This is a genomic window from Asticcacaulis sp. YBE204 (assembly GCF_000495855.1).
GTDB lineage: Bacteria > Pseudomonadota > Alphaproteobacteria > Caulobacterales > Caulobacteraceae > Asticcacaulis.
In genome coordinates this window covers 197,252-222,800 of record NZ_AWGF01000009.1, presented here as the reverse complement: position 1 = coordinate 222,800, position 25,549 = coordinate 197,252, and the positions used below count along the sequence as shown (strand labels likewise).

The window sequence follows — 25,549 nt, the reverse complement described above, 5'->3', positions numbered from 1 at the left end:
GAGTTGAGGAAATCCATGCTGATGCAGACCCCGGTCAGTGCGACCCCGCGCAAAAAATCGCCGTTCTACACCCATCTGTATTTTCAGGTGCTGGTGGCGATCGCGGCAGGCGCGGCCATCGGGCATTTTTATCCGGCGACGGGTGAGGCGCTGAAACCGTTGGGCGACGGCTTCATCAAGCTGGTCAAGATGATCATTTCGCCGGTCATCTTCCTGACCATCGTCACCGGCATCGCAGGCATGGGCTCGCTCAAGGGCGTGGGCTCGGTCGTCGGCAAATCTTTCACCTATTTTCTGACCTTTTCGACGCTGGCCCTGATCGTCGGCCTGATCGTCGCCAATGTCGTCCAGCCGGGCCGGGGGATGAATATCGACCCGTCGACCCTGCACGATCCGAAGGTCGCCGAATACGCCGCCAAGGCCCACGATTCGACGCTTATCGGCTTTGCGATGGACATCATCCCGACGACCTTCACCTCGGCCTTCGTCGAAGGCAATATCTTGCAGGTGCTGTTCATCGCCATTCTGTTCGGCATTTCGCTTGTCCTGATCGGCGATAAGGCCAAACCGCTGGTCAACATCCTCGAAGTCGTCAGCCACGGCATCTTCAAGATGGTGTCGATCCTGATGAAGGCCGCACCCATCGGGGCGTTCGGGGCTTTCGCCTTCACCATCGGCAAGTACGGGATCGCGTCGATCGTCAATCTGGCGGCGCTGGTCGGCACCTTCTACGCCACCTCGGCCCTGTTCGTGATCGTCATTCTGGGGGCGGTGTGCGCCGTCAACGGCTTCTCGATCTTCAAACTGATCGGCTATCTCAAGGCCGAACTGCTGCTGGTGCTCGGCACCTCGTCGTCGGAATCGGCCCTGCCGAGCCTGATGGAAAAGATGGAGGCGGCGGGCTGCAAGCGCTCGGTCGTCGGCCTCGTGGTCCCCACCGGTTATTCGTTCAATCTCGACGGCACCAATATCTATATGACTCTGGCGGCGCTGTTCATCGCTCAGGCGACCAATACGCACCTGTCGCTGGAAGAGCAGTTGCTGCTGCTGTCGGTGGCCATGCTGTCGTCCAAGGGCGCGGCGGGCGTGACCGGGGCGGGTTTCATCACGCTGGCGGCGACCCTGTCGGTCGTGCCGACCGTGCCGCTGGCCGGGATGGCGATCATCCTCGGCGTCGACCGCTTCATGTCGGAATGCCGCTCGCTGACCAACTTCATCGGTAATGCGGTCGCCACCGTCGTCGTGTCGCGCTGGGAAAAGTCGATAGACATGCCGCTGTTCCGGGCCACCCTTTCAGGCAAGGCTTTGCCGCGCGAACCTGAGCCCGTCACCGTCCTTGCCGGCGCGCCCGCCGGTGTCCAGATCGGGGAAAAGAGCCCCGACTGATCAAAGCTAAAAATACGGCGAACACAAAAACAAACACGCCGAAGACATACAGGAGAGAGAAAATGACTAAAGGACTTCCCCGCAACCTTCATGCTTTTTTGCTGACGGGCGTGGCCGCCAGCGCCCTGCTGAGCGCCCCGGCCTTTGCGCAGGAGGCGGCCCCCGCCGCCGCGCCGCCGATCGAAGAGGTCGTCGTCGTCGGTTCGCGCATCAAAGGCGCGAAAGTGACGACCGCCTTACCGGTCATCGTCGTCGACGAAGAACAGATCGCCGCCACGGGCGCGGTGTCGGGCGACGACCTGATGCGTTCGATCCCGCAGATGGGCGACGTCCTGTTCGACGCCGCCAACAACCCTCAGACCTCGAACTCGGCGCGCGGCGACGTCAACTCGGTCAATCTGCGCTCGCTCGGCGTCGGCAATACGCTGGTCCTGCTCAATGGCCGCCGTCTGGTTCAGCACCCGACCAGCCAGGGCACGTCCGACACCGGCACGGTGCCGGTGCAGTCGTTCAACTCCAACGCCGTCCCGGTGGCGGGCCTGCAACGCGTCGAAGTCCTGCTCGACGGCGCCGCCGCCATCTACGGTGCCGACGCCGTGGCGGGCGTGGTCAATACGGTTCTCAAGAGCAATTACGACGGCCTGACCGTCGAACTTCAGCACGGCGGCGCCGAAGGCACCTCTATGACCGAGACCGAACTGAACCTCTATGCGGGCAAGAACTTCGCCAAGGGCAATCTGTCGGTCTTCCTCAACTACGCCAACCGCACCAAGCTGATGGCCGAGGATCAGGACTTCACCCGCTCCGACGATATGCGGCCGTTCTTCGCCGGTTATACGGGCTACGAGACCTCGACTGTGCCCGACGCGCGCTCGTCGCACTCGCCGTGGGCGCAGCTGTCCATTCCGGCCACCACCACGGCCCTGCGTCCGCGTCAGGGCACGACCGTCCTGACCACGGCGGCCGGTGCCTTCCACTATCAGCCGTCGAGCTTCGGCTGCGTCGGGGCCAGCGTCGGCAACGATATCTGTCTGGTATCCGGCACGGTCGCCTATACGGGCGTCAACCGCGAGATGCGCTACGACACCCGCCACGGCACCACGGTTCGTCCGTCGGTCGAACGCGTCAATCTCTATGCCACCGGCCATTACGAACTGACCTCGACATTGACCGCGTTCGGCGAAGTGGGTTTCTACGCCGCCGAAAGCCAGGCTATTCAGCCGCCCGTCGTCAACCTCAACGCCCTGTGGATTCCGGCCTCGAACTACTGGAACCCGTTCGGGCCGGTGACCTTTGCCAACGGACAGACCAACCCCAACCGCCTGACGGGTCTGGTCAATGTGCCGGTGACCGGTCTGGCGGTGAAGCTCGGCAATTACCGCTTCGTCGACGCCGGGTTCCAGACCGTGACGGTCAAGAACTATCAGTCGCGCCTTGTCGCGGGTCTGCGCGGCGAATGGGCGGGCTTCGACTGGGAATCGGCCTTCACCTATTCGGAAGCCGAGGCCGAGGACATCTCGCCCAACATCAATATGACCAAGCTTCAGGCGCAACTGGCCCTGTCGACGCCGGACGCCTATAACCCGTTCAGCGGCGGTTGCGTCGCGACGCCGAGCTATGCCGACTGCTCGCCGTCCTCGGCCGCGGCGGTCAGTGGCATCGTCTTCGACATGCGCCGCTTCTCGCGCACCACCCTGACCATGCTCGACTTCAAGATGACCAAGCGCGACCTGTTCAGCCTGCCCGCGGGCTCGGTCGGCGTCGCCTTCGGGGCGGAGGCGCGCAAGGAAACCCAACTCGACGATCGCGACGCCAATCTCGACGGCACCTATACCTTCACCGACAGCGTGTCGGGCGAGAAGAACCTGTCGAACGTCTCTGCCGTCAGCCCGAACCCCGATACGCGCGGCAAGCGCAACGTCTCCGCCGCCTATATCGAGTTCGCGGTGCCGGTCGTCTCGCCGGAAATGCACATCCCGTTGGTCCGCAGCCTCGATTTCCAGATCGCCGGTCGCTACGAGAACTATTCCGACTTCGGCTCGGTGACCAAGCCCAAGGTCGCCATGGCCTGGGACGTGATCGACGGTTTCCGCATCCGCGCCTCCTATTCCGAAGGCTTCCGTGCGCCGAACCTCGAGCAGGTCAATGCCACGCAGTATTCGCGCGCGGCGTCGGGTAACGACTATTTCCGCTGCGAAGCCGATCTGCGTGCGGGACGCATCGCCTCGATGAACGCCTGTTCGCGGGCCATTTCCTCGTCGCTGCTGATTTCGGGCAATCCGGATCTCAAGCCGGAAGAGAGCACCAACCGCTCGGTCGGCTTCGTCTTCCAGCCGCAGTTCATCCCGTCGGAATGGGGTAACTTTACCTTCACCGCCGACCGCTGGAAGATCGAGCAGGAACAGATCGTCGGCCTGCTGGGCGCCCAGAGCGCGCTGGCGCTGGATTACCTGCTGCGAATGCAGGGCTCGTCCAATCCGAACGTCATCCGCGCGGCAGTGACCTCGGACGATACGACCGTCTTCGCCGGAACGGGCCTGACCGCCACCGGTCAGGTGACGGCCATCAGCGACCGCTTCGTCAACCTGCTGCCTCAGACGGTTGAGGGCGTCGATCTCGGCTTCATCTGGCAGAAACGCCGCACCAAACTGGGCAGCTTCAATGTGCGCATCAACGCCTCGCAACTGCTGGAATTCAAGCGCGAGCCGGGGGATATCGTCGATACGCTCTACGCCGCCCGCGCGGCGGGGACGATCAACACCCTGACGCCGCTGCCCGACTCCAGCCAGTTGATCGCGATCAATGGCCGCCCGGAATGGAAGGTCACCACCTCGATCACCTGGAACAAGGGCAACTGGCGTTCGGGCCTGTCGACGCAATATGTCAGCGAGGTCAACCAGACGGGACTCCTGTCCGATGTCGGCACGCCGTGGCTCGTCAAGGAACAGCTTATCACCAACCTCTATGTGCAGTATGAGTTCGAGAAAGCCGGTCTGGCGTCCCATTCCAAGGTGCGTCTCGGCGTCCGCGACCTGTTCGACGAAGGCCCGTCTCTGGCCGACGGCGGTTATCTCGGTTCGGTCCAGCGTCCCTATGGCCGCTACTGGTATCTGAACGTCTCGAAAACCTTCTGATCTATCATGGGGGAAAAGGATTTTCCCCCATGTGCCCCCTTTTCGGTTTCGAGAAAACGCTATTTGGGGCGGCCCGGCGTGGCGTTTTCACATTATGCTTTGACTTCCCGGCGAAGCCGGGAAGATTTAGGTTAGGCCCATGAAGCGCTTATTGTTGAGTTTGTTGTTCGGTTTGATGCCTGTCGCTGCCCATGCGCAAGCCCCCGCCGAAAGGCCGTGTCCGGCTTCGGTCGCCAAGATTGCCAAATGCTACGCCGCACAGGACTCACACGGTGCTTTCCTGTGGTTCGCCATCCCGACCGCATGGAACAAGACCCTGATCGTCCACGCCCACGGCGGCCCCAGCCTTGGCACACCGAAGGTCGAGGAATCCGCCGAGGATATGGATCGCTTCAATGTGTTTGTGAATCAGGGCTTTGCCTGGGTCAGTTCAACCTATCGCAGGGGCGGGTACGGCGTGCGCATGGCCGCCGCCGATGTCGACAACAGCCGTCAGGTCTTCTGGAAAGCCTTCGGCAAGCCCCAGCGCACGATCCTGCACGGACAATCCTACGGCGGCAATGTCGCGGCCAAGACGGCTGAACTCTATGCGCTGGCCATTGACGGGACGCAAAACTACGACGGAGTCATGCTGACCAACGGGCTGCTCTACGGTGGCACACGCGGTTACGTTTTCCGCGCCGATCTGCGCGCGGTTTATCAATATTATTGCCAGAACCATCCGGGGGAGGGCGAGGCGAAATACCCGGTCTGGCAAGGCCTGCCGACCGACTCCCAACTGACCACTGCCGAGCTTAAAGCGCGCATCGACACCTGCACCGGCGTCAGCCTGAAACCGTCCGAACGCACGGCACAGCAGGCGTACCGGTTGAAACAGATTCTGGCGGTCACCGGCGTCAAGGAAAAGCAACTGGTTTCGCACATGACGTGGGCGACCTTTACCTTCCGCGACCTGATCTCGCGCGTCGGCGGCAACCCGTTCGACAATCGCACGACCGTCTATAAGGGCTCAGACGATGACAAAGCGCTCAATGCCGGGATCGAGCGCTTCGACGCCGACCCCAAGGCCGTGGCGCGGCTGGCCTACGACGCCGACCTGTCGGGTCTGATCGTCCTGCCGACCGTTACCATCCACGCCAAGAACGATCCGACGGTGTCCTTCGCCGCCGAGGCCGTCTATACCGAAACCGTAAAAAAAGCCGGGCGCGGCGATCTGCTGGTCCAGACGGCGACCGACGAAGACAGCCATTCCAAACTGGCCGAAACCGAATATGTGGCGTTGCTACAAAGCCTTATGAGCTGGCTCGATGGCAGTGAAAAACCAACCCCGGACGGAATCGCGCGCCGCTGTGCCACGTTGCAAGCCACGGTTCCCGGCGGCTGCCATTTCGTACCGGCCGCGTCGGGATCATAACGCGCCATAATTTCCCATAAGATATATTATGCGCAAATAGTGTGCCGCGAGAGCGGATTCACCGGCTCTAAGAGTCCGCATAGCGGCGTGCCGTGCGCAAATCGTCAGGCGTATCCACGTCCAGGGCCTCCTCCGGCGACAAAGGCACCCGTATCGCCTCATGCGCCTCGATAAGCTGTCGCGCGCCCTGATCGCCGGACAGCCGTTTCAGGGCTTCGAAATGAGTCGCGTGAAACAGCACCGGCGGCAAGCTGAGCGCGCCGTCTCGACTTATAATTATAGTATTATTTTCAGCGACTTCCAGCATCTGGCTCACATGTCTCAACGACACGAAGGGCATGTCGGCCAGCACGATCAGCGCCGCCCGGATATCCGTCGATTGGCCGATGGCCCGGGCCATATTATCCCCCATCCCGGCCTTTGCCTGTGCCGGAGCGATCACCCGAAATCCCAGCGCGCTCAAAGGCGCTTCGAGATCGCCGCCGTGAATCGCCACGCGATCGCCCCACGGCAGGACCGACAGCCTTTGTGGCGTGTGCAACCCCAAAGCCAGCCCGCCCAGGGACGCGCTGAGCTTGTCCTCGGTCCCGAAACGCTCGGAACGGCCAGCAGCCAGTACGATCAGCGCCACCTCTTCGGCTTTCATCGATTCGCCTTCCTGCGGGTTGAGGCCGCACAAACCTACGGCATTTTTATACAGTCTGGTTTAGCGTTTACCATCTCTCGAGAAAACGGCATTCATGAGTTCAGTTTATAAGTCTTAGCGGAAAACAACCGCTATTCACCGAGCGAACCGCCGCGTACCGTCACCTGATGTAAGCGGCCCTGAAAATGGAAATCGATATGGATGACGCCAGCGACCCTGACTTCAACCGTCGCGACGTGCTCGTCGGCACGACGGCTTCTTTCGCCCTGACCGGCGGCGGGACGGCGGCGGCCCAGCCCATAGCCGTTTCGGCACCCGTCGTGTCGAAAGTCGCGTTTCGCGTCAATGGCAAGGATCAGGTGCTCGACCTCGACCTACGCACCACCCTGCTCGATGCCCTGCGCGAACATCTGAATCTGACCGGCACCAAGAAGGGCTGCGACCACGGTCAGTGCGGTGCCTGCACGGTCATCGTCGACGGGCGGCGCATCAATGCCTGCCTCAGCCTAGCGGTTATGCACGAAGGCGACGAGATCACCACCATCGAAGGCCTTGGCACACCTACCGACTTGCACCCCATGCAGGCCGCCTTCGTCAAACACGACGGCTATCAGTGCGGTTACTGCACACCGGGGCAGATCTGCTCGGCCGTGGCGGTGCTCGACGAAATCAAGGCGGGCATCCCCAGCCACGTCACGCGCGATCTCACCGGAACGGTCGAACTCAGTCCGGCGGAAATCCGCGAACGGATGAGCGGCAATATCTGTCGCTGCGGGGCCTATTCCAACATCATCGACGCGATCGAAGACGTAGCGGGTGTGGCATGAGAGCCTTTACCTATCAGCGCGCCGCCTCCCCCGCCGAAGCCGCCGCCGCGGCGCTGAAAACACCGGGCGCGAAGTTCATCGCCGGTGGCACCAACCTGCTTGACCTGATGAAGCTGGAGATCGAGACGCCGCCGCACCTGATCGACGTCAACGGATTGGGGCTGGACAAAATCGAACCGACGAAGGGCGGCGGGCTGCGTATCGGGGCGCTGGTGCGCAATACCGATCTGGCCGCCGATGCCAAGGTGCGCAAGGACTACGCCGTCCTGTCGCGCGCCCTGCTGGCCGGGGCGTCGGGGCAGCTGCGCAACAAGGCGACGACCGCCGGGAACCTGCTGCAACGAACGCGCTGCCCCTATTTTTACGATACAAATCAGGCCTGTAACAAGCGTCTTCCGGGCAGCGGCTGTTCGGCTATCGGCGGCATCAGCCGTCAGCACGCCGTCGTCGGCGCCAGCACGGCCTGCATCGCCACCCACCCCAGCGACATGGCCGTCGCCATGCGGTTGCTGGATGCCAAGGTCGAGACCGTGCGTCCGAACGGTCAGACGCGCGTCATCCCCATCGCCGACTTCCATCGTTTGCCGGGGACAACGCCGCATATCGAAACCAGCCTGCAACCGGGCGAGTTCATCACCGCGGTGACCCTGCCCAAGCCTATCGGCGGCACGCATATCTATACCAAGGTGCGTGACCGCGCCTCCTATGCCTTCGCGCTGGTCTCGGTCGCGGCGGTCATTCAAACCGACGGCACGGGTCGCATCGCGCTCGGCGGCGTGGCGCACAAGCCGTGGCGCGTCGAGGCTGCCGAGAAGGAACTGCCCAGGGGGGCGAAGGCCGTGTCGGCCAAGCTGTTCGCCAATGCCGTGCCGACGCCGGAAAACCGCTTCAAACTGACTCTGGCCGAACGCACCCTTGCGGCGGCGCTCCTCGAAGCAAAGGGCTAGGTCATGAAATTCGATACCCCCGCCACGACCAACCCCATCGATCAGCTTAAGGTCATCGGCAAGCCCACCGACCGCATCGACGGGCCGCTGAAAACGACCGGCACCGCGCCCTATGCCTACGAACGGCACGACGCCGTCGACAACCCCGCCTATGGTTACGTCGTCGGGGCCGGGATCGCCAAGGGCCGTATCGCCGCGATGGACCTGGCCAAGGCCAAGGCCGCACCCGGTGTGCTGGCCATCGTCACCGCCGACACGGCAGGCAAGCTGCAAAAGGGCAATTTCAACACCGCCAACCTGCTCGGCGGGCCGGAGATCGAACACTACCATCAGGCCATAGCCGTCGTCGTCGCCGAAACCTTCGAGCAGGCCCGTGCCGCCGCCGCCCTGATCAAGGTCAGATATACCAAGACGCCGGGCCAGTACGATCTTGAAGCCGTGCGCAAAGACGCTCCGCCTGCCGAAAAGGGCAAGAACGACGTCAAGATCGGTGATTTCGCTGGAGCGTTCGCGCAAGCCGCTGTGACGCTCGACGCCACCTATCGCACGCCCGACCACGCCCACGCTATGATGGAGCCGCACGCCTCGACCGCGCAGTGGGACGGTGACAAACTCACCGTATGGACCTCGAACCAGATGATCGCCTGGGGCGCGGGCGACGTCGCCAAGACGCTCGGCATCCCCAAGGACAAGGTACGGCTGATCTCGCCCTATATCGGCGGCGGTTTCGGCGGCAAGCTGTTCGTGCGCGCCGACGCCTTGCTGGCGGCTCTGGGGTCGAAGGCCGCCAATCGCCCTGTCAAGGTGGCCCTCACCCGCCCGTTCATGTTCAACAACACGACCCACCGCCCGGCGACGATCCAGCGTATTCGTATCGGCGCGACCAAGGACGGCACGATCACCGCTATCGGCCACGAGACGTGGTCCGGCGACCTGCCCGAGGGCGGGCCGGAAACGGCGGCGGAACAGACCAAGCTGCTCTATGCCGGGGCCAACCGGCTGATGGCGACGAAGCTGGCCGTGCTCGACCTGCCCGAAGGCAATGCCATGCGCGCCCCCGGCGAAGCGCCGGGCCTGATGGCGCTGGAAATCGCCATGGACGAAATGGCCGAAAAGCTCGGTATCGACCCGATAAAATTCCGCGTGCTCAACGACACGCAGGTCGATCCGGCCAAGCCCGAACGGCTCTTCTCGCAACGCCAACTGATCAAGTGCCTTGAGACCGGCGCGGACACATTCGGCTGGTCGAAGCGCAAGGCACCCGGCACGGCCCGCGACGGTCAGTGGCTGACCGGCATGGGCGTCGCAGCAGCCTTCCGCAACAATATCGTCATGAAGTCCGCCGCCCGCGTCAAACTCGACGCTAAGGGCGTGGTCACGGTCGAAACCGACATGACCGATATCGGCACCGGCACCTATACCATCATCGCTCAGACCGCCGCCGAAATGATGGGCGTGCCGCTGGATAAGGTCGTCGTAAAGCTCGGCGACTCGACCTTCCCCGTTTCCGCCGGATCGGGCGGGCAATGGGGGGCCAACTCATCCACCGCCGGGGTCTATGCCGCCTGCGTCAAGCTGCGCGAGGCGGTGGCGACCTCGGCCGGTATAGACCCGACGAAAGCCGTCTTCGCCAATGGCCGCGTCCGTTCGGGTAATAAGAGCGTGGCCCTGGGCGACGCCGTGGGGGTCAATGGCCTTGTCGCCGAAGACCTGATCGAATTCGGCGATCTCGGTAAAAAGTACCAGCAATCGACCTTCGGCGGGCATTTCGTCGAGGTCGGGGTTCACGCCGCAACCGGTGAAATCCGCATCCGGCGGATGCTGGCGGTGTGCGCTGCCGGCCGTATTCTCAACCCCAAATCGGCGCGCAGTCAGGTGATCGGCGCGATGACCATGGGCGCGGGTGCGGCTTTGATGGAAGAACTGGCCGTCGACAAACGCCACGGCTTCTTCGTCAATCACGACCTCGCCGGCTACGAAGTCCCGGTCCACGCCGACATCCCGCATCAGGAGGTCATCTTTCTCGACGAAACCGACCCCATGTCGTCGCCGATGAAGGCCAAGGGCGTCGGCGAACTGGGAATCTGCGGCGTCGGGGCGGCGGTGGCCAATGCCATCTATAACGCCACGGGCATCCGGGTGCGCGAATACCCGATCACGCTGGACAAGCTACTCGATCGCCTGCCCGAGGTGGTGTGAATGCGCGCCGAATTCGCCGACGCCTTCGTCCCCGCGCCCGTCAGGGATATTCCTACGCCGGTCTATGCCGACTACGTGCTCGACGCGCTGCAAGGCTTCCGGCGCGAGGGTTTGCGCACGGCGTTGGTGACACTGGTGGCGGTCGACGGCTCCTCCCCTCGTCCGCCGGGCAGCCAGATCGCGGTGGCCGAAAATGGACGCGCGGTCGGGGCGGTGACCGGCGGCTGTGCCGAAGCCGCCATCATCCGCGATGCGGTGGACGCCATCGTGCGCGGCCGCAACCACGTAGAACTGTATGGCAAGGGCTCGCGTTTCAAGGATATCGTCCTGCCGTGCGGGTCCGGCGTTCACCTGTTCTTCGACACGACCCTGAGCGACGCTCGGCTCGACGACCTGATCGCGGCGCGACGCGACCGGCGCGTGACGGTCTACACCTGCGACGCGCCGCAAGGCACGTTTGAGCGGCCTTACTTGCCTCAGCGTCGTTTGCTGGTGTTCGGGCGCGGCCATATCGTCCCGGCGCTGACGCAGGTGGCGCACCTCAATGAATACGATGTGCAGGTGTTTTGCCCCGACGCCACGACGCGCGACCTGTGCCGCGCTTTCGCCACGGCGCATCCGCTGACCGGGACAAGCGGCTGGGATGAAACCCTGCTCGATCCCTTTGCCGGCGTCGTCAGCCTGTTCCACGACCACGACTTCGAACCCGACATCCTGTCAGCCGCCCTGCGCTCACCCGCCTTCTATATCGGCGCCTTGGGCAGTAGCGGCACGCACGCCAAACGTCTGGAGGCTCTGAGCCGTACAGGCTGGAATGAAGCCGACCTTACACGTATTTCAGGTCCGGTCGGCCTCTACATCGGCGCGCGGACCCCGCCCGAAATCGCCTTGTCGATCATGGCCGAGGTCGTCCGCCGCGCCCGCGCTACCAGTTGAACAGCGTCCCGTCCTGGAGGCGATTGACCGGCAGATAGGCGCGTTTGTACGGATATTTCGCCGCCAGATCCTCATCGATATCGACGCCGAGACCCGGCGCTTCCGGCACCCTCAGATAGCCGTCATCGAAGCTGTAGCCGTGCGGGAAGACCGCATCGGTCTCAGGCGTATGGCGCATATATTCCTGTAGGCCGAAATTCGGGATCGACACGTCGAAATGCAGCGCCGCCGCCATGCAGATCGGCGACAGGTCGGTAGCGCCATGACAGCCGGTGCGGACATTGTAGATATCGGCGAACGCCGCCAGTTTCTTCAGGTGCGAAATCCCGCCCGCATGGACGACGGTGGCGCGGATATAGTCGATCAGCTGGTTCTGGATCAGATCCTTGGCATCCCACAGCGACGAGAAGATTTCCCCGACCGCAATCGGCGTCGTCGTATGCTGACGGATCAGTCTGAAATTGTCCTGATTTTCGGCGACGACGGCGTCTTCCATCCAGAACGGGCGGTAGGGCTCCAGATCCTTGCCCAGCCGTCCGGCCTCGATCGGCGTCAGGCGGTGGTGGACGTCGTGCAGCAGATGCACCTCTTCGCCGAGGGCCGCGCGCGCCTGTTTGAACAGCTCCGGTACGACGCGTAAGTAAGCCTCGGTCGACCAGACGTTCTCCGTCGGCAGGTCGGCGTCGGCGGGCTCGTAGAACATCTTATCCTTCGACACGCCGTAGGTCGAGGCCAGACCCGGCACGCCGCATTGCAGACGGATCGCCTTGTAGCCCTGCGCCTTGTAAGTTTGGGCAACCTCGATGGTATCCTCGATCGACGTGCCGTTGGCATGGCCGTAGACCATGACGCCGGTGCGGCACTTGCCGCCCAGCATCTGATAGACTGGCAGGCCCGCGACCTTACCCTTGATGTCCCACAGGCACATATCGACCGCAGCGATCGAGGTCATGGTCACCGGGCCCCGGCGCCAGTAGGCGCCGCGGTAGAGATATTGCCAGATATCCTCGATCTGATGCGGGTCGCGCCCGATCAGGCACGGAATGACGTGCTCCTCAAGATAGGCCACGACCGCCAGTTCGCGCCCGTTCAACGTCGCGTCGCCTATGCCGTAGACGCCTTCGTCGGTCGTGATCTTCAACGTGACGAAGTTGCGACCCGGGCAGGTGACAATGACCTTGGCGGACGTGATTTTCATGGGCTTTTCCTGTCTTTCCGATCCTGAACGGCATGGCTTGCGCAGCCCCTCTCCGTCACATAAAAGAACAGGCCTATCAAGGCAAAATGTGCTGGGAAATCCGGCCTGACACAGGAAACGAAGATGAACGGACGCCCCGGGACCCGGACCCTGACAACAGTCATATCGTGCCTGATCGGTTTAGCTCTATGGACTCCCGTGCTGGCGCAGCCCGTCGTTCTCTTCGACGGTAAAGAGGTGTCGGCGGTCGTCCACGACCAGGATACGACTCTGGGCCTGGCGGCTGACCTTCTGGCGCGCGACCTGAAGAGCGTGACCGGTCAGGCCCCGAAGGTGTCGCAGGACCTCAGGGACTGCACACGGGTCTGCGTCGTGATCGGGCGTTACGATTCGCCGCTGGTGGGCAAGATCGCGCGCGACGCCGGTCTCGATCTGGCCGTACTGAAAGGCCAATGGGAGCGTTACGAGCGCGTGTTCGTGCGCTCGAAGCGCAACCCGCAACAGGGCTATCTGCTCATCGCCGGGTCCGACACGCGCGGCACGGTGTGGGGCGTCATCGACCTGACGCGCGAGATGGGCGTCTCGGCCTGGGAATGGTGGGCCGATGTGACGCCGCGCCAGGTGGCACATCTCACCGTCGAGGGCGGCCAGCGCCGGTCGGATTCGCCGTCCGTGCAGTATCGCGGCATTTTCCTCAATGACGAGGACTGGGGCCTTCAGCCGTGGGCGGCCAAGACCTATGAGCCGGAGGTCGGCGATATCGGGCCGAAGACCTATGGCCGCATCTTCGAGCTGATGTGGCGCCTGAAGGCCAATACCCTGTGGCCGGCCATGCACGATTCGACCAAGCCCTTTTATCAGATCAAGGGCAATGCTGAAAAAGCGGCGGCCTATGGCATCGTCATGGGCACCTCGCACGCCGAGCCGATGATGCGCAACAACGTCCGCGAATGGGACGACAAGACGCGCGGCGAATTCAACTTCTTCACCAACCGCGACCAGATGATCAAATACTGGGCCGAACGCGCCGATGAGGTGAAGGCCTTCGACAATATCTGGTCGATCGGCCTGCGCGGCAAACACGACTCGGCGATGGAGGGCGCAAAAACACCGGAACAGGCGCGCGACGCCCTGGCCGAGGTCTTCAAAATCCAGCGCGGCCTGTTGTCGAAGGCACAGGGCAAGCCCGCGACCGAGGTGCCGCAGGTCCTGACGCTGTATAAGGAAGTCCTTGACATCTACATGACCGGCCTCACCGTGCCGGACGACGTGACGCTTGTGTGGCCGGAGAACAATTACGGCTATATCAACCAGTTATCGACACCGGAAGAGCAGAAGCGCAAGGGCGGATCGGGCGTATATTACCATATCTCCTACTGGGGGCGGCCGCACGACTATCTGTGGCTGGGGACGACGCACCCGGCCCTGATCCGCGAACAGATGGACCGGGCGTATCAGATGGACGCGCGCAAGATCTGGATCGTCAATGTCGGCGATATCAAGCCGGGCGAATATCTGACGCAGTATTTCCTCGACCTCGCCTTCGACCGCAAGGCCTTCGAGCAGACGCCGCGCGCCCACCTCAAGGCGTGGGCGGCGCAGCAGTTCGGCGCGGATAAGGCCGACGACATCGCCGATATCATGACCGAATACTACGATCTCGCGTGGGAGCGCCGTCCGGAATTTATGGGCGGCGGTCAGACCGAGCCGACGCGTCCCAATGTCATCAGCGACTACGTCCGCACCGGCGGTGCCGAAGCGCAGGCGCGGCTCGACCGCTACGCCGAGCTGACCCGGCGCGCCGAAGCCGTGGGGGCCGCCCTGCCCGCCGACCGTCAGGACGCCTTCTTCCACCTGGTGCTATATCCGGTACGCGGCGCGGCCAGTCTGAATGAGCGTATCCTCAAACTCGATATGGCCGCCGTCTATGCCAAGGCCGGACGTGCCAATGTCAACGCCCTGTCGGATCAGGCCAGGGCCGCCCATGCGCGCATCGTCGCCGATACGGCCACCTATAATGCGGGCAAATGGAGCGGCATGATGGACATGGCGCCGCGTCGCCTCCCTGTCTTCGATGAGCCGATCTATCCGCAGTGGACCCTGCCGACGAAACCCGGCTGTTCGGTGGACGCCTCGGCGTTGACTTTTACCGTCGGCAAGCCCTCGACAAAATACGTGACGATCTATAGCGCGGGCCAGCCCGCCGACTGGACGCTCACGGGATTCACAACGGATGGTATCAGCGGAAAATTGAGCCCGGCCAACGGGTTCGAGCAACGTGTAAAGGTAAGTTATGAGGGCGGCGCATCCATCGATGGTAGTGTCGTCTGCGGCGGCAAGACGATCAAGGTGGCGACGAAACTATTGAAAACGGACGCCCCCTCCGAGCTCAACCGCATCATCTCCCTGCCCGCCACCGCCGCGTCCGGCCCGCAGTGGGAGGCCGTGCCGGGTCTGGGGTCGCGCGGTGCGGCGCTGCGGTCGAAGCTCGACCTGAAATCGGTGACAGACACCGCCGGAGTGACGCCGCTGGTCTATGACTTCACGATAGGCGCAAAGACCGATGTGGACGTGAAAATCGTCGCCCTCCCTGTCCATCCCCTGACCTCGACCAATGGCGTGCGGATTGGCGTCTCGATCGACGGCGGCCCGGTACAGGTCCTGGATTATCAAACCTTCGGACGCAGCGAAGAGTGGAAACAGAACGTCCTCAGCAATACGGCGGTGCGGTCGATCCCCCTCAAACAGCTTCCTGCCGGGAAGCACCGGGTGGAAATCTACGCGCTCGATCCGGGCTTTATCCTCGACCGCATCGATGTGCGCCTCGACGGCGCGCCGGACTATTACGGCGCGCCACCGACACAATAGACCTTAGACAGGCAGGGGCGCGTCGGGATGGACCAGCCCGGCCTGACGCAACTCGCGCCAGAAATCCGCCGGAATGGTCTCGCTGAGGGCGGCGCTGTCCTCTGCGATGCGACCCGGACGGCTGGCGCCGGGGATAACCGCGGCGACCGCCGGATTGGCCAGCGCAAATTGCAGGCCCGCCGCCTTCATGCTGATGCTGTAGCGATCGGCGATTGCCTTGATGCGCGCCACCTTGTCGAGGATAGCAGGCGTGGCGGGCGCGTATTCGAAATTCGGACCGCCGACCAGCGCGCCGGAGCTATAGGGGCCGCCGACCACGATCCCCAGACCGCGTTCGGTGACGGTCGGCATGACGCGTTGCAGGGCCTTGTCATGATCGAGCAGGGTATAGCGTCCGGCCAGAAGGAAGGCGTCGGGGCGCGGCTCATCCAACGCCAGCAGGGTCTCGATCGGCTCGACCCGGTTGACGCCCAGCCCCCACGCCTTGATGACGCCTTCGTCGCGCAGACGGTCCAGCACACGGAAGGCGCCGGTACGCGCTTCCTCGAATTTTTCCAGCCAGTGGTCGCCCCAGAAGTCCTGCGCCAGATCGTGGACGAAGGCGATGTCGATATGGTCGGTTTGCAAACGCTTCAGGCTGTCTTCGATCGAGCGCAGGGTGGCGTCGGCGGTGTAGTCGTTGACGATCTTATTAGCGCGACCATACTGAAACACGCCGGCCTTTTCGCCGAGATCGCGGGCGCTGATGTCTTCAACTTCATCGAGGATCACCCGACCCACCTTGGTCGAGATGACGTAGTCGGCGCGCGGCTTGTCTTTCAGCGCCTCGCCCATGCGGATTTCGGCGAGCCCCGCGCCATAGAAGGGCGCGTTGTCGTAATAGCGGATGCCGTCGTTCCACGCGGCCTCGACCGTGGCCAGGGCCTCGTCTTCGGGGATGTCGCGGAACATGTTGCCGAGCGGGGCGGCGCCGAAGCCGAGCTGGCCCGGCAGGATGTCTTTGAGTGCCATGAGAATATCTCCTTTAGAGAACCTGAACCGGGTCGAGCACCCAGGCGGTGCGCTCGGCCAGATCATTGATGTGGGCCAGATAGGTCTGGAAATGGGGGGTCGCGCGGTGCGCCGCAACGGCGTCGCTGTCGATATAGAGCTCGTCGAGGACGAAACGCGCCGGATCGGCGTGGTCCTGCCACAGGTCGTAGCGCAGATTACCCGGTTCGGCGCGCGAGGGACCAGTCATGCCGGACAGGAGGGCCTGTAAGGCTTCGATCTTGTCAGGACGAGCGACGAGGATGGCAATAACCTTGACGGAGGTCATAGAATAATTCCTTTTTTCACACCTCTCCCCTCACGAGGGGAGAGGTGTGGGTTAAGCCGCGACCATTGCGCGGTTGAGCGCCGCTACAAAACGCGCGGCCAGCGGACGATCGGAACGGGGGTTCTGACCGGTGATCAGTTCGCGGTCTTCGATGACATTGGGCTCGAAATCGACCGGGGTGGTGAGAACCTCGGCTCCGGCGGTTTCCAGCGCATCGACCACGTTGAAATAGAGCTTGGCGTTGAGGATATAGTCCTCGACGACCTTTTCCTCGCTGTTGGAAAAGACGGTCATCTTATAACCGGCATAAGCCCAGCCCCTAGCCCATTCGGCGGCCTTTGCCACATCGCCGGCGATCAGGGCGGCGCGGAATTCGCGAGCGTGCGGCAAGGCTGCGGCGACGGCGATCGGGCCGTGACACAACAGGGCCGTCGGCTTTTCGCGTTCGTGGAAATGACGCAGGATTTCGCCGAGGTCGGCATCCTGCATCAGATCGACGACCGGGGCCTGACCGCCCGGCACGAAGACCCCGGCATAGCGATCCAGACCGCCTTCGATCACCGCGCGCAGGGTGCGCACGTCATTCATCGACGGGTCGTTGGCATAGAAGGCACGGGCGCGTTCCAGCGCGGCCTGATCGCCGCCGAAGTGATCGACCGCGTCGGATACGGGGTCGATATGAGGCTTGCTACCGTTCGGCGTGGCAAGGACGATATCGTAACCGGCCTCGATGATCGCCATCGCCGGGACGACGGTTTCGTTGAGATATTGCCCGGTGGCGCCAAAGCCACCGCCCTGAACCTCAATGCGCGTGGCGTTGGAGCCGATAATAAGAACTGTACCCTTGGTCATCTTAGTCTCCATAAGCACACCCCGAAAAGTGTGAAGCGGTTTTCGGAAAAAGGTGCGCGTCTAAATATTCGTTTGCCCGTTGTGGACAGGCCGAATATGCGCTGCGCAGGCATATTCCTGAAATTTATTTGTTTTATTTTAGTTATTCACATAACAATATAACTGAATGCGATACGACCTGAACCTGCTACCGGTTTTCGTGGCCCTGATGGAGGAGCGCAATGTCACGCGCGCCGCCGAACGGCTGGGGATCACCCAGCCGGCCCTGTCCAACGCCCTCAATCGCCTGCGCGACACCCTGCGCGACCCTCTGTTCATCCGCGAACGCTACGGTATGAAGCCGACGGAAAAGGCCGAAGAACTGGCGCCGGTCATCGCCGCGGCTCTGGCGCAGCTTGATGACATTATTCTCGGTCAACAGGACTTCGATCCGACCAAGGCAGAGCGCCTGTTCACCGTCGCGCCCAATTCCTATGTCGAATTCGTGCTGATGCCTGCGGTGGTGGCGCGGTTACGCCAGCGGGCGCCCGGTATCCGGTTGAGGCTGGTCCCTTTCGGCACCGACCTGGCCGATACGGGCGTCGTGTCGGGGACGACGGCGATGGTACTGGGCCGCCTCGTCGATCCGCCGGATAATCTGATCGTGCAGCACCTGATGGACGAAGGTCTGGCCTGCGTCGTCCGCGTCGGTCACCCGGAAATCCACGATACCCTGTCGCGCGAACAATACGAACGGCTAAAGCATGTCAACGTGCTGCCGCCGGGGCGACTGCGCGCGGGCCTGTTTCAGACTCTGGATCGCCAAGGCGTCAAGCGCGAAGTCGCCGTGTCGGTGACGCATTTCCTTGCGGTGCCGGAAATGATCGCGGTGACCGATTACTGCGCGACCCTGCCACGATTGATCTGCCGTCACCTGGCCCACGACCGGCGGCTGAAGACGGTGGAAGCCCCTGTCGATCTGGGTACCTTTCCGGTCGAAATGGCGTGGCACGTCCGTTACCGCCACGATCCGGCGCACCGCTGGCTGCGATCGCTGATTGCCGAGGTGGCGCGCGAGCTTACTTCTTGACCGGGCCCTGCGGCGTGGCCACGGCGGTCGGCGTCTCGGCCTCGGCGGTCGCAACGGCCTCCTCGGTGAAACCGATCAGGCTGACCACGGCCTGAGACGAGGCCTTTTCATAGCCTTCGACCAGCAGAGTCAGGTCGTTCTTGCGCACGGCCACGTCCGACGAAATCAGACGCTGGGCGACGACCTTGCGATCCGACAGGCGCACCACGCGGGCGTCCAGCGCCACGATGATGCTGGGCTTGCGGCGCACATAGGCGGCTTCGAAGCGGCGCACATCGACATCCAGACGATACTTGGCCGTCACCCGGCCCTGCCCGCCGATGCGGAGACGGTCGGATCCCACCCGGGCAAAGCCTTCCGACAGCAGGTCGCGGAACTGCCCCTGCGCGGCGCTGGCCCAGCGGCCGCCGGAGATATAGGACACTTCGTTGCCCTCGGTCGTCAGGATGCGGTCGCCTGCCGCCGCGCGCGGGAAGCTGTCGAAATTGAGGAACAGATCGACCGGTTCGGCGACCGTCGGCGTCGGAGCCAGCGGCTTGTCGACCACCTCCGGATTGAAGCGGAAGGTATAGAGCTGGATCGGCTTCACCTCCGGCAGGAGCGTGATGCAACCGGCCAGTCCCGTCGCGCCAACCGCCATCAGGGCGATGGCCAGGGTTTTGAATTTGGGAAAACGCATGGCTAGTTGACCTTCCTGTCCTTGGCCTTGGCCTTGCCGATCAGGCCCTGCGGGCTTGAGCGGATCTCGTCGACCAGCTGTTCGACGGCGCGGGTGGCGCTGTTGAGGTTTTGCAGGCTTTCCGCCATCGCCGGCAGCGTGCTTTCGGTAATCTCATTCACCGGACGCTCGATCGTCTTGGCGAGAGTCTGGACCTCGGTCGCGGCGTTCGCCAGTTCCGTGGCCGCGCTGTCGATGCGGGCCATGGTTTCCGGCACGCGATCCTTGACCAGCACATCGACCGAGTCGGCCAGTTTCGACAGATTTTGCGCCGCGATCCCGGCCTGAACGATGGCCTCGTGCGCATCGTCGAGCATCTGCTTGCGGCTCTTGAGGTCCTCGGTTACCTCGCCGATGTCGCCGGTAATATCTTCAATGTTCTTAAGCGATTGTGCAAATGAATTAAGGTTCTGATCCGACAGGAGCTTGTTGATCCGGCTCAGAGATTCATAGGCGCTTTCGATCACACCGCCGGACCCGGACAACAGCTTGTCAAGGCGGCTTTCGGTCGCCCGGATGACCGGATTGGGCGCGCCCATGCCTGAGGCTTTTTTCAGCAGGGCGGCTTCCTTGGAGCCCGGCGAAATCTGGATATAGTTGAGGCCGGTAACGCCCAGCGGCTCCAGCACGGCGGTCGAATCGACGCGGATCGGCGTCGAAGCTTCAACGCGCACGGTGGCGATGACCTGACTGGTATTGACCTGCCCCAGCTTGAGCTCCTTGACCTCGCCGACCTTGATGCCGTTGAAATGAACCTCGCCGCCTTCGGTCAGGCCGTTGACCGGCGTGTTGAACAAAACATCGTATTCGGCATAGGTTTCGTTGAAACTGCCCTGAATCAGCCAGAAGGCGAACAGGAAGGCCGCGCCCGCCAGAACGAGCGTTATGAGGCCGACAAACGCGTAATGGGCCTGTCTTTCCACGCTATTCTCCTTTGCTCACGCGGCCGCGCGGGCCGTGGAAATATTCATGAATCCACGGGTGTTCGGATTTTTCCAGCACTTTCGGCGGGGCCTTTTCGACCACCTGCCGGTCGGCCAGTACTGCCACCTCGTCACAGATCGCATAGAGGCTGTCGAGGTCGTGGGTAATCATGAACACCGTCAGATTGAGGCTGTCCGACAGTTCGCGGATCAGGTTGTCGAAGGCCGCCGCGCCAATGGGGTCCAGACCGGCGGTCGGTTCGTCGAGAAACAGAAGCTCCGGGTCGAGCACCAGCGCGCGGGCCAGCGCCGTGCGCTTGATCATGCCCCCCGACAGCTCCGACGGCCGTTTGTCCGCCGCATCGAGCGGCAGACCGACCAATGCCATCTTGAGCAAGCCGATTTCCCGCGCCATGGCCGGTTTGAGCCGCGCATATTCGGTCAGCGGCACACAGATGTTTTCCACCACGCTCAGGGCCGAAAACAGGGCGCCGCTTTGAAACAGCACACCGAAGCGCGACTGCATGGCGCGCATCTTCTTCTCGCTGAGTTTCGTGATGTCCTGCCCGAACAGGTGGATGCTGCCGCCGGTCGGGCGTTGCAGCCCGAGGATCGAGTTGAGCAGCACGGTCTTGCCGGTGCCGGAGCCGCCGACGACGCCCAGCACCTTGCCGCGTTCGACCGTCAGGTCCAGACCCTCATGCACCACGGTGCTGCCGAACTGATTGCGCAGGCCTTCGATGACGATGGGATGCACCGCGCGTCCGGCTTCCGCCTGTGCCGCTTCGGTCGCTTCGATATCGGGATCGTCCATATGGGCCATCAGAAGTTGAACCCGTTGAACATCATGGCGATCGCCGCGTCGATCAGGATGATGGTAAAGATCGCCTGAACCACCGCGCGGGTCACCTGTTTGCCGAGCGAGATCACATCCGACGTCACGATCATGCCCAGACGGCAGCCGATGACCGTAATGGCAATGGCGAACAACGGCGTCTTGATGAAACCGACGAAGTAATTGACGAAGGGTACGTACTCGCTCATGCGGCCGAGGAAGAAGTTGGGGCCATAGCCCAGCGTCCCCCAGACGACGATCAGGCCGCCGAACAGGCCGGCCATCGAACCGACGAACGAGACCAGCGGCACGGTCAGGATCAGCGCCGCCAGACGCGGGAAGATCAGGGCGTCGAAGGGATTGATGCCCATGACGCGCATGGCGTCGATTTCCTGATTCATCTTCATGGCGCCGATTTCAGCGGTAAAGCTAGAGGCCGAACGCCCCGCCATCAGCACGGCGGCAATCACCGGCCCGAATTCGCGCAGCACCGAAATGCCGATCAGCTCCACCGCAAAGACCGAGGCCCCGAAGGCCTGCAATTGCAGGATACCGAGGAAGGCCACGACCGCGCCGACGAAGAAATTGGTGACGCAGACGACCGGCAGCGCCCCAAGGCCGGCCTGCTGCATTTGCGCGACCAGCGGCGTCCAGCGGATGCGGCCCGGCGTGACAAACGACAGGAAACTGACCGTCACCAGCTGCCCAATGAAGATATTGAGATTACGCAGATCGGCCAGCAATTCGGCGGTGCTGTGGCCGACGGCCGCCAGGGCATTGACGATCGGCGAAAAGGCGTTGCGCGCGGTCTTGGCCTGAGCCTCGGCAACCTTGGGCTGAAGGTCGCAGACCAGCGCATAGACGCGCTGATGGCTGTCGTGTTCGGTGAACAGGTCGTCGTCGCAATTGTCGCCCACCGCCGAGCGCACCGCATAGGCCCCGGCGGTATCGAAGGCTTTCAGTTCGGCGCTGTCGATGCGGATATTCGTCTTGCCTTTGAGGGCCGCCGTCAGACGCTCACCGGCGTCGCGCAGGCTCACCGCCGTCCAGTCACCCTTGAGGCTGACGACGGGATTCCCCTCTCCCGAAGCGGTCTGAACTGTAAAATCGGCTTTCGACATCAAGGCGTATGTAATCACTAAACACTGAAACAGCTATTAAAATACACTGTTCTGCATAAAGCGGGCCGTATAAGCGGACAATAGGTGTTTCTGACTATTGCCCCGTCCGAGCGAGGCGCAGTCTGTAAATACCTTTGATGCCTTCGAAATCGACGACCTTGCCTTTACGCAGGACCTCGATCTTGCCTTCATCGACCAGCTTCTGTATGGCGGCGCGGACCTGCGGCAACTGGCGGCGCCAGTTTTCCTCATTAATCGTCTTGGCGACTTGATTGGGGCTCAGGGTGTCGTTACTTTTGAGATCAGTCAGGAGTTCGACAATGAGCTCTTCTACCGGGTTCGACATGTTTGAGCCTGCAACTGTGTTTGTGTAAGGATGGACTATGGCCGATCAACTGCAACCCGTTCAGGTCGAGGACGGCGAATTCAAGGGTTGGTTTCTTTCGCCCTTTCATGACGACTATGTCAACCTCATCGGCCCGTTTTATTACCTGCCCGACGTCGACGGGAAGATGCAGGTCGCGCTCAAGGTCGAGCAGCGTCACCTGAACGGCGGCGGCATCATGCACGGCGGCTGCCTGCTGTCGCTGGCCGATACGGCGCTCTACGTCTTTGCCGTGGAAACCTTCAAAACGTCGGGCGGCGTAACCATGCAACTGGATGCGCACTTTCTCAGCCCCGGCAATCTGGGCGACGTCGTGATCGCCACGGGTGAAATCACTCGCGCCGGACAATCGACGATTTTCGGCCGCGGCCAGATCAAGGTCGGCGACCGTATGGTGATGACCTTCTCCGGCGTCATCAAACGCGCCAGCAAGTCGGGAGCCTAGAGTTTAATACAGGTCCCGGCGGTAATGGCCAGATGTCAGGGCGGCGTCGAGCCAGCCCTCGCCCATGATGTCTCGCAAGGTCGCTTCGACCGCGCGGCCCATATCGAGCCCGCCGCAGACCATCACCGCCCCGTCAACGCTCAGATAGTCGCGCACTGCGGCAGCGCGTTGGCTCAGCAGGTCCTGCACATATTGCTTTGCGCCATCATTGGGCCGCGAAAAGGCCAGGTCGAGGCGCTTTAACCTCCCCTGCCCTTGCCACGCCTGCATGTCGCGGCTAAGCGCCCCGTCATGGACCGGATGCCGCTCGCCATAGACCAGCCAACACGGACGGCCTTGGGCGGCCAGCGCGATCAGATGCGGCCTGAGCCCGGCCAGCCCCGATCCGGCGGCGATCAGCAGGACCGGACCTTTACCCGCCGGTGCATGAAACCCCTTGTGCGACTTGAGCCGCAGCGGCACGGTGTCGTCGGCATTGAGCGCGTGAGTCAGCAGACCCGAACCCACGCCGCGCGACCCGTCATCCTTGATCACCTCGCGCACGAACAGGCTCAACCGGCCCTCTTCGGGCAATGTGGCGATGGAATAGTCGCGGCGATGGCCGTCCGGCGTCAGGATTTCGGTGAGGTCACCCGCTTGCCACGCCACGCCGTCCGGCACGGTGAAATCGACGCGGAAAAGGCCCGCAGCGGGACTGTCGGGATTGAGTCGCGCCCGCGCGGTCAGAGTCCACGGCGCGAACGGATTGCTTTCCTCGACATGGCTGCCGCCCCATTCAGCGAGGTAGTTTTCCCACGTTTTCAGCGCCGCGGCGTCTAGGTCGTCAACCTCCAGTACCGGTTTTTTCGCCGTCGCGCCGCACGCTTTCAGCCAGTCATCGATCCGATGTCCGAAGGCGCAGAAATCCTCGTAAGACCGGTCGCCTAAGGCGAGGATGGCGAAGCTTTGCGCGGACAGGTCGGGTTTGGTCGCCATCAGAGTCTTTTCGAACATGCGGCCATCGTCCGGTGCGTCGCCGACGCCGGTGGTCGAGGCCACGCACAGGATGAGCTTGGTGTTTTGCAGGTCCGCCGCATCGACTGCGCCGATCGAGGCATAGCGCGTCGTCAGGCCGCCCGCCGCCAGAGTCTTTTGCGTGTGACGCGCCAGTTCCTCGGCCTGACCGGATTGCGACGCCGACAGGATCAAGGCATCGACGATCTCGGCGCTACTTTTGCGCCCGCGCGGCCACAGGATCGCGGCGCTCATGAACAGCCACAGAACACCGGCCCCGGCGGCGAGGCTCAGACGCAGCGTATCAGTATTGACCAGTTCGATCACAACCAGGCCTCCAGCGCCGGGCTCAGGCGTTCGTGGCCCGCCTGCATCCGCATCAGGCAGGGAATATCATGGGCCGCGCAAAACGCCATGGCTGTGTCCTCGCCCATCACCATCAAAGCCGTGGCCAGCGCGTCGGCGCGCCAGCAGGCGGCGTCGAACACCGTGACCGAGCTGACGCCCGACCGCGTCGGCGCGGCGGTCGCGGCATCGATGGTATGCGACAGGATTTCACCGTCGTGGATAAAGAACCGTCTGGAATCGCCGGACGTCGCCACGGCCAGATCGCATAGCGCGATGACAGTGCGTTGGTTGGCGCCTTCGACCTCGACCCAGTAGGGCAAACCGTCGTCGCGCACCCCGAACCCTTTGAGTTCGCCGCCGATCTCGACCAGCGCCGAACGGATGCCCGGCGTCGTGCGCAAAATCTGCGTCAGGCCGTCAACCGCATAGCCTTTGGCGATGCCGCACAGGTCGAGCCTCAGACCGGCGGGCTTGATAAGGCCGTGCGCCGCCCAGTCGAGCGCACGCCAGTCGGCGCGACGTTTCAGGCTTTGTACGGCGACCGGCGACAGGACGCCCGGCGCGACGGTCTTGGCGCCGAACCCCCACGCCTCGACGGCCTCCAGCAGAGCCGGATCGTAGGCCCCGTCGGTCATGCGGGCGATGTTGAGCGCCTGACGAATGACCTGAAGCAGCATCGGCGGCAAGGGCACGTAGGCGCTGTCTGGCGCGCTATTGAAGCGCGTCAGGTCGGAATCGGCGCGATACGGCGACATCTGGGCGTCGATGCGGTCGAGATAGGCCTGAGCGGTTGCCTGTAACGCGTCGATATCGATAGCCCGGTCGGCATGAAATACCACCTGCCACGTCGTCGCGAAGGCCTTGCCCGACAGCACATACCGCGCGCAGCCCGCCGCGTCCTCCGGCCTGCGGTGCAGGTCGGGAACGAGGACGCGATTGTCCGGCGCGGGGCTGTGCAGGGTTGGGGTCATTATCACTTACATCCCT

General features: G+C 62.9%; 22 protein-coding genes. 10 read left to right on the top strand and 12 right to left on the bottom strand.

Features of this window, described 5'->3' with window-relative positions; genetic code table 11:
* The first annotated feature begins 15 nt into the window (after window positions 1-15).
* The 3 genes from AEYBE204_RS31840 to AEYBE204_RS31830 all read left to right on the top strand — a co-directional run bounded on the left by AEYBE204_RS31840 (window position 16) and on the right by AEYBE204_RS31830 (window position 5,934).
* The gene (locus tag AEYBE204_RS31840) at window positions 16-1,386 is read left to right on the top strand and encodes a dicarboxylate/amino acid:cation symporter (protein WP_023462607.1); all 1,371 of its coding nucleotides are present in this window, start codon (window positions 16-18) and stop codon (window positions 1,384-1,386) included.
* 62 nt (window positions 1,387-1,448) lie between these two features.
* Window positions 1,449-4,520 carry a TonB-dependent receptor domain-containing protein gene (locus AEYBE204_RS31835; protein ID WP_023462606.1) on the top strand — a complete coding sequence of 1,024 codons (3,072 nt, stop codon included), beginning with the start codon at window positions 1,449-1,451 and terminating at the stop codon, window positions 4,518-4,520.
* Window positions 4,521-4,659: 139 nt separating this feature from the next.
* Window positions 4,660-5,934 (top strand): hypothetical protein, encoded by a 1,275-nt coding sequence (locus tag AEYBE204_RS31830; RefSeq protein WP_023462605.1) that lies wholly within the window; start codon window positions 4,660-4,662, stop codon window positions 5,932-5,934.
* Between the two features lie 67 nt (window positions 5,935-6,001).
* On the opposite strand, the gene AEYBE204_RS39560 is transcribed toward AEYBE204_RS31830, so the two are convergent.
* The gene (locus AEYBE204_RS39560; RefSeq protein ID WP_023462604.1) at window positions 6,002-6,580 is read right to left on the bottom strand and encodes an NTP transferase domain-containing protein; all 579 of its coding nucleotides are present in this window, start codon (window positions 6,578-6,580) and stop codon (window positions 6,002-6,004) included.
* A 197-nt stretch (window positions 6,581-6,777) separates the two neighbouring features.
* On the opposite strand from AEYBE204_RS39560, the gene paoA reads away from it, so the two are divergent.
* Genes paoA through AEYBE204_RS31805 form a run of 4 tightly spaced genes read left to right on the top strand, consistent with a single transcriptional unit; the run spans window position 6,778 to window position 11,489 of the window.
* Window positions 6,778-7,407 (top strand): aldehyde dehydrogenase iron-sulfur subunit PaoA, encoded by a 630-nt coding sequence (paoA, locus tag AEYBE204_RS31820; RefSeq protein ID WP_035442066.1) that lies wholly within the window; start codon window positions 6,778-6,780, stop codon window positions 7,405-7,407.
* Window positions 7,404-8,354, top strand: a complete 951-nt coding sequence (locus AEYBE204_RS31815; protein WP_023462602.1) for a xanthine dehydrogenase family protein subunit M — start codon at window positions 7,404-7,406, stop codon at window positions 8,352-8,354. The genes paoA and AEYBE204_RS31815 overlap by 4 nt, the downstream gene beginning before the upstream one ends.
* A 3-nt stretch (window positions 8,355-8,357) precedes the next feature.
* Window positions 8,358-10,553 carry an aldehyde oxidoreductase molybdenum-binding subunit PaoC gene (paoC, locus tag AEYBE204_RS31810; RefSeq protein ID WP_023462601.1) on the top strand — a complete coding sequence of 732 codons (2,196 nt, stop codon included), beginning with the start codon at window positions 8,358-8,360 and terminating at the stop codon, window positions 10,551-10,553.
* Complete coding sequence (locus AEYBE204_RS31805; RefSeq protein ID WP_023462600.1) at window positions 10,554-11,489, top strand: XdhC family protein; 936 nt, start codon at window positions 10,554-10,556, stop codon at window positions 11,487-11,489. It abuts the gene before it with no gap.
* On the opposite strand, the gene manD is transcribed toward AEYBE204_RS31805, so the two are convergent.
* A complete protein-coding gene (gene manD, locus AEYBE204_RS31800; protein ID WP_023462599.1) occupies window positions 11,479-12,687 on the bottom strand; it encodes a D-mannonate dehydratase ManD in 1,209 nt (402 codons plus the stop codon). The genes AEYBE204_RS31805 and manD overlap by 11 nt on opposite strands.
* Window positions 12,688-12,810: 123 nt before the next feature.
* Between manD and AEYBE204_RS31795 the strand changes: the two genes are divergently transcribed.
* Window positions 12,811-15,555, top strand: a complete 2,745-nt coding sequence (locus tag AEYBE204_RS31795) for a glycosyl hydrolase 115 family protein (protein ID WP_081724680.1) — start codon at window positions 12,811-12,813, stop codon at window positions 15,553-15,555.
* A 3-nt stretch (window positions 15,556-15,558) separates the two neighbouring features.
* Here the strand turns inward: AEYBE204_RS31795 and AEYBE204_RS31790 are convergent, their stop codons facing one another.
* The 3 genes from AEYBE204_RS31790 to AEYBE204_RS31780 are packed head-to-tail and all read right to left on the bottom strand — an operon-like array spanning window position 15,559 to window position 17,725.
* Window positions 15,559-16,566 (bottom strand): aldo/keto reductase, encoded by a 1,008-nt coding sequence (locus AEYBE204_RS31790; protein WP_023462597.1) that lies wholly within the window; start codon window positions 16,564-16,566, stop codon window positions 15,559-15,561.
* 13 nt (window positions 16,567-16,579) lie between these two features.
* A complete protein-coding gene (locus AEYBE204_RS31785; protein WP_023462596.1) occupies window positions 16,580-16,873 on the bottom strand; it encodes a putative quinol monooxygenase in 294 nt (97 codons plus the stop codon).
* 51 nt (window positions 16,874-16,924) lie between these two features.
* A complete protein-coding gene (locus AEYBE204_RS31780; protein WP_023462595.1) occupies window positions 16,925-17,725 on the bottom strand; it encodes a type 1 glutamine amidotransferase domain-containing protein in 801 nt (266 codons plus the stop codon).
* A 166-nt stretch (window positions 17,726-17,891) separates the two neighbouring features.
* On the opposite strand from AEYBE204_RS31780, the gene AEYBE204_RS31775 reads away from it, so the two are divergent.
* The gene (locus AEYBE204_RS31775; RefSeq protein ID WP_023462594.1) at window positions 17,892-18,794 is read left to right on the top strand and encodes a LysR substrate-binding domain-containing protein; all 903 of its coding nucleotides are present in this window, start codon (window positions 17,892-17,894) and stop codon (window positions 18,792-18,794) included.
* Here AEYBE204_RS31775 and AEYBE204_RS31770 read toward each other — a convergent pair.
* From AEYBE204_RS31770 to AEYBE204_RS31750, 5 genes are all read right to left on the bottom strand, one after another.
* The gene (locus AEYBE204_RS31770; protein ID WP_023462593.1) at window positions 18,784-19,473 is read right to left on the bottom strand and encodes an ABC-type transport auxiliary lipoprotein family protein; all 690 of its coding nucleotides are present in this window, start codon (window positions 19,471-19,473) and stop codon (window positions 18,784-18,786) included. The two genes, AEYBE204_RS31775 and AEYBE204_RS31770, sit on opposite strands and share 11 nt — an antisense overlap.
* 2 nt (window positions 19,474-19,475) lie before the next feature.
* Window positions 19,476-20,435 carry an MlaD family protein gene (locus tag AEYBE204_RS31765; protein WP_023462592.1) on the bottom strand — a complete coding sequence of 320 codons (960 nt, stop codon included), beginning with the start codon at window positions 20,433-20,435 and terminating at the stop codon, window positions 19,476-19,478.
* 1 nt (window position 20,436) lies between these two features.
* Window positions 20,437-21,249: an ABC transporter ATP-binding protein gene (locus AEYBE204_RS31760; RefSeq protein ID WP_031230768.1), complete on the bottom strand. Its 813-nt coding sequence runs from the start codon at window positions 21,247-21,249 to the stop codon at window positions 20,437-20,439.
* An 8-nt stretch (window positions 21,250-21,257) separates the two neighbouring features.
* Window positions 21,258-22,391: an ABC transporter permease gene (locus AEYBE204_RS31755; protein WP_023462590.1), complete on the bottom strand. Its 1,134-nt coding sequence runs from the start codon at window positions 22,389-22,391 to the stop codon at window positions 21,258-21,260.
* Between the two features lie 94 nt (window positions 22,392-22,485).
* The gene (locus AEYBE204_RS31750; protein WP_023462589.1) at window positions 22,486-22,737 is read right to left on the bottom strand and encodes a DUF3253 domain-containing protein; all 252 of its coding nucleotides are present in this window, start codon (window positions 22,735-22,737) and stop codon (window positions 22,486-22,488) included.
* 37 nt (window positions 22,738-22,774) lie between these two features.
* On the opposite strand from AEYBE204_RS31750, the gene AEYBE204_RS31745 reads away from it, so the two are divergent.
* Complete coding sequence (locus AEYBE204_RS31745) at window positions 22,775-23,221, top strand: PaaI family thioesterase (RefSeq protein WP_023462588.1); 447 nt, start codon at window positions 22,775-22,777, stop codon at window positions 23,219-23,221.
* A gap of 3 nt (window positions 23,222-23,224) precedes the next feature.
* Here the strand turns inward: AEYBE204_RS31745 and AEYBE204_RS31740 are convergent, their stop codons facing one another.
* Both AEYBE204_RS31740 and AEYBE204_RS31735 read right to left on the bottom strand, forming a co-directional pair.
* Window positions 23,225-24,541 carry a flavodoxin domain-containing protein gene (locus AEYBE204_RS31740; protein WP_023462587.1) on the bottom strand — a complete coding sequence of 439 codons (1,317 nt, stop codon included), beginning with the start codon at window positions 24,539-24,541 and terminating at the stop codon, window positions 23,225-23,227.
* Window positions 24,538-25,533: an FAD:protein FMN transferase gene (locus AEYBE204_RS31735; RefSeq protein ID WP_023462586.1), complete on the bottom strand. Its 996-nt coding sequence runs from the start codon at window positions 25,531-25,533 to the stop codon at window positions 24,538-24,540. The genes AEYBE204_RS31740 and AEYBE204_RS31735 overlap by 4 nt, the downstream gene beginning before the upstream one ends.
* Window positions 25,534-25,549 lie beyond the last annotated feature (16 nt).

What these genes read in the sequence shown, in the direction of transcription:
- AEYBE204_RS31840 (WP_023462607.1), top strand. Translation starts at nt 16, where the DNA reads ATGCTGATGCAGACCCCGGTCAGTGCGACCCCGCGCAAAAAATCGCCG.
- AEYBE204_RS31835 (WP_023462606.1), top strand. Translation starts at nt 1,449, where the DNA reads ATGACTAAAGGACTTCCCCGCAACCTTCATGCTTTTTTGCTGACGGGC.
- AEYBE204_RS31830 (WP_023462605.1), top strand. Translation starts at nt 4,660, where the DNA reads ATGAAGCGCTTATTGTTGAGTTTGTTGTTCGGTTTGATGCCTGTCGCT.
- AEYBE204_RS39560 (WP_023462604.1), bottom strand. Translation starts at nt 6,580, where the DNA reads ATGAAAGCCGAAGAGGTGGCGCTGATCGTACTGGCTGCTGGCCGTTCC.
- paoA (WP_035442066.1), top strand. Translation starts at nt 6,778, where the DNA reads ATGGATGACGCCAGCGACCCTGACTTCAACCGTCGCGACGTGCTCGTC.
- AEYBE204_RS31815 (WP_023462602.1), top strand. Translation starts at nt 7,404, where the DNA reads ATGAGAGCCTTTACCTATCAGCGCGCCGCCTCCCCCGCCGAAGCCGCC.
- paoC (WP_023462601.1), top strand. Translation starts at nt 8,358, where the DNA reads ATGAAATTCGATACCCCCGCCACGACCAACCCCATCGATCAGCTTAAG.
- AEYBE204_RS31805 (WP_023462600.1), top strand. Translation starts at nt 10,554, where the DNA reads ATGCGCGCCGAATTCGCCGACGCCTTCGTCCCCGCGCCCGTCAGGGAT.
- manD (WP_023462599.1), bottom strand. Translation starts at nt 12,687, where the DNA reads ATGAAAATCACGTCCGCCAAGGTCATTGTCACCTGCCCGGGTCGCAAC.
- AEYBE204_RS31795 (WP_081724680.1), top strand. Translation starts at nt 12,811, where the DNA reads ATGAACGGACGCCCCGGGACCCGGACCCTGACAACAGTCATATCGTGC.
- AEYBE204_RS31790 (WP_023462597.1), bottom strand. Translation starts at nt 16,566, where the DNA reads ATGGCACTCAAAGACATCCTGCCGGGCCAGCTCGGCTTCGGCGCCGCC.
- AEYBE204_RS31785 (WP_023462596.1), bottom strand. Translation starts at nt 16,873, where the DNA reads ATGACCTCCGTCAAGGTTATTGCCATCCTCGTCGCTCGTCCTGACAAG.
- AEYBE204_RS31780 (WP_023462595.1), bottom strand. Translation starts at nt 17,725, where the DNA reads ATGACCAAGGGTACAGTTCTTATTATCGGCTCCAACGCCACGCGCATT.
- AEYBE204_RS31775 (WP_023462594.1), top strand. Translation starts at nt 17,892, where the DNA reads ATGCGATACGACCTGAACCTGCTACCGGTTTTCGTGGCCCTGATGGAG.
- AEYBE204_RS31770 (WP_023462593.1), bottom strand. Translation starts at nt 19,473, where the DNA reads ATGCGTTTTCCCAAATTCAAAACCCTGGCCATCGCCCTGATGGCGGTT.
- AEYBE204_RS31760 (WP_031230768.1), bottom strand. Translation starts at nt 21,249, where the DNA reads ATGGACGATCCCGATATCGAAGCGACCGAAGCGGCACAGGCGGAAGCC.
- AEYBE204_RS31755 (WP_023462590.1), bottom strand. Translation starts at nt 22,391, where the DNA reads ATGTCGAAAGCCGATTTTACAGTTCAGACCGCTTCGGGAGAGGGGAAT.
- AEYBE204_RS31750 (WP_023462589.1), bottom strand. Translation starts at nt 22,737, where the DNA reads ATGTCGAACCCGGTAGAAGAGCTCATTGTCGAACTCCTGACTGATCTC.
- AEYBE204_RS31745 (WP_023462588.1), top strand. Translation starts at nt 22,775, where the DNA reads ATGGCCGATCAACTGCAACCCGTTCAGGTCGAGGACGGCGAATTCAAG.
- AEYBE204_RS31735 (WP_023462586.1), bottom strand. Translation starts at nt 25,533, where the DNA reads ATGACCCCAACCCTGCACAGCCCCGCGCCGGACAATCGCGTCCTCGTT.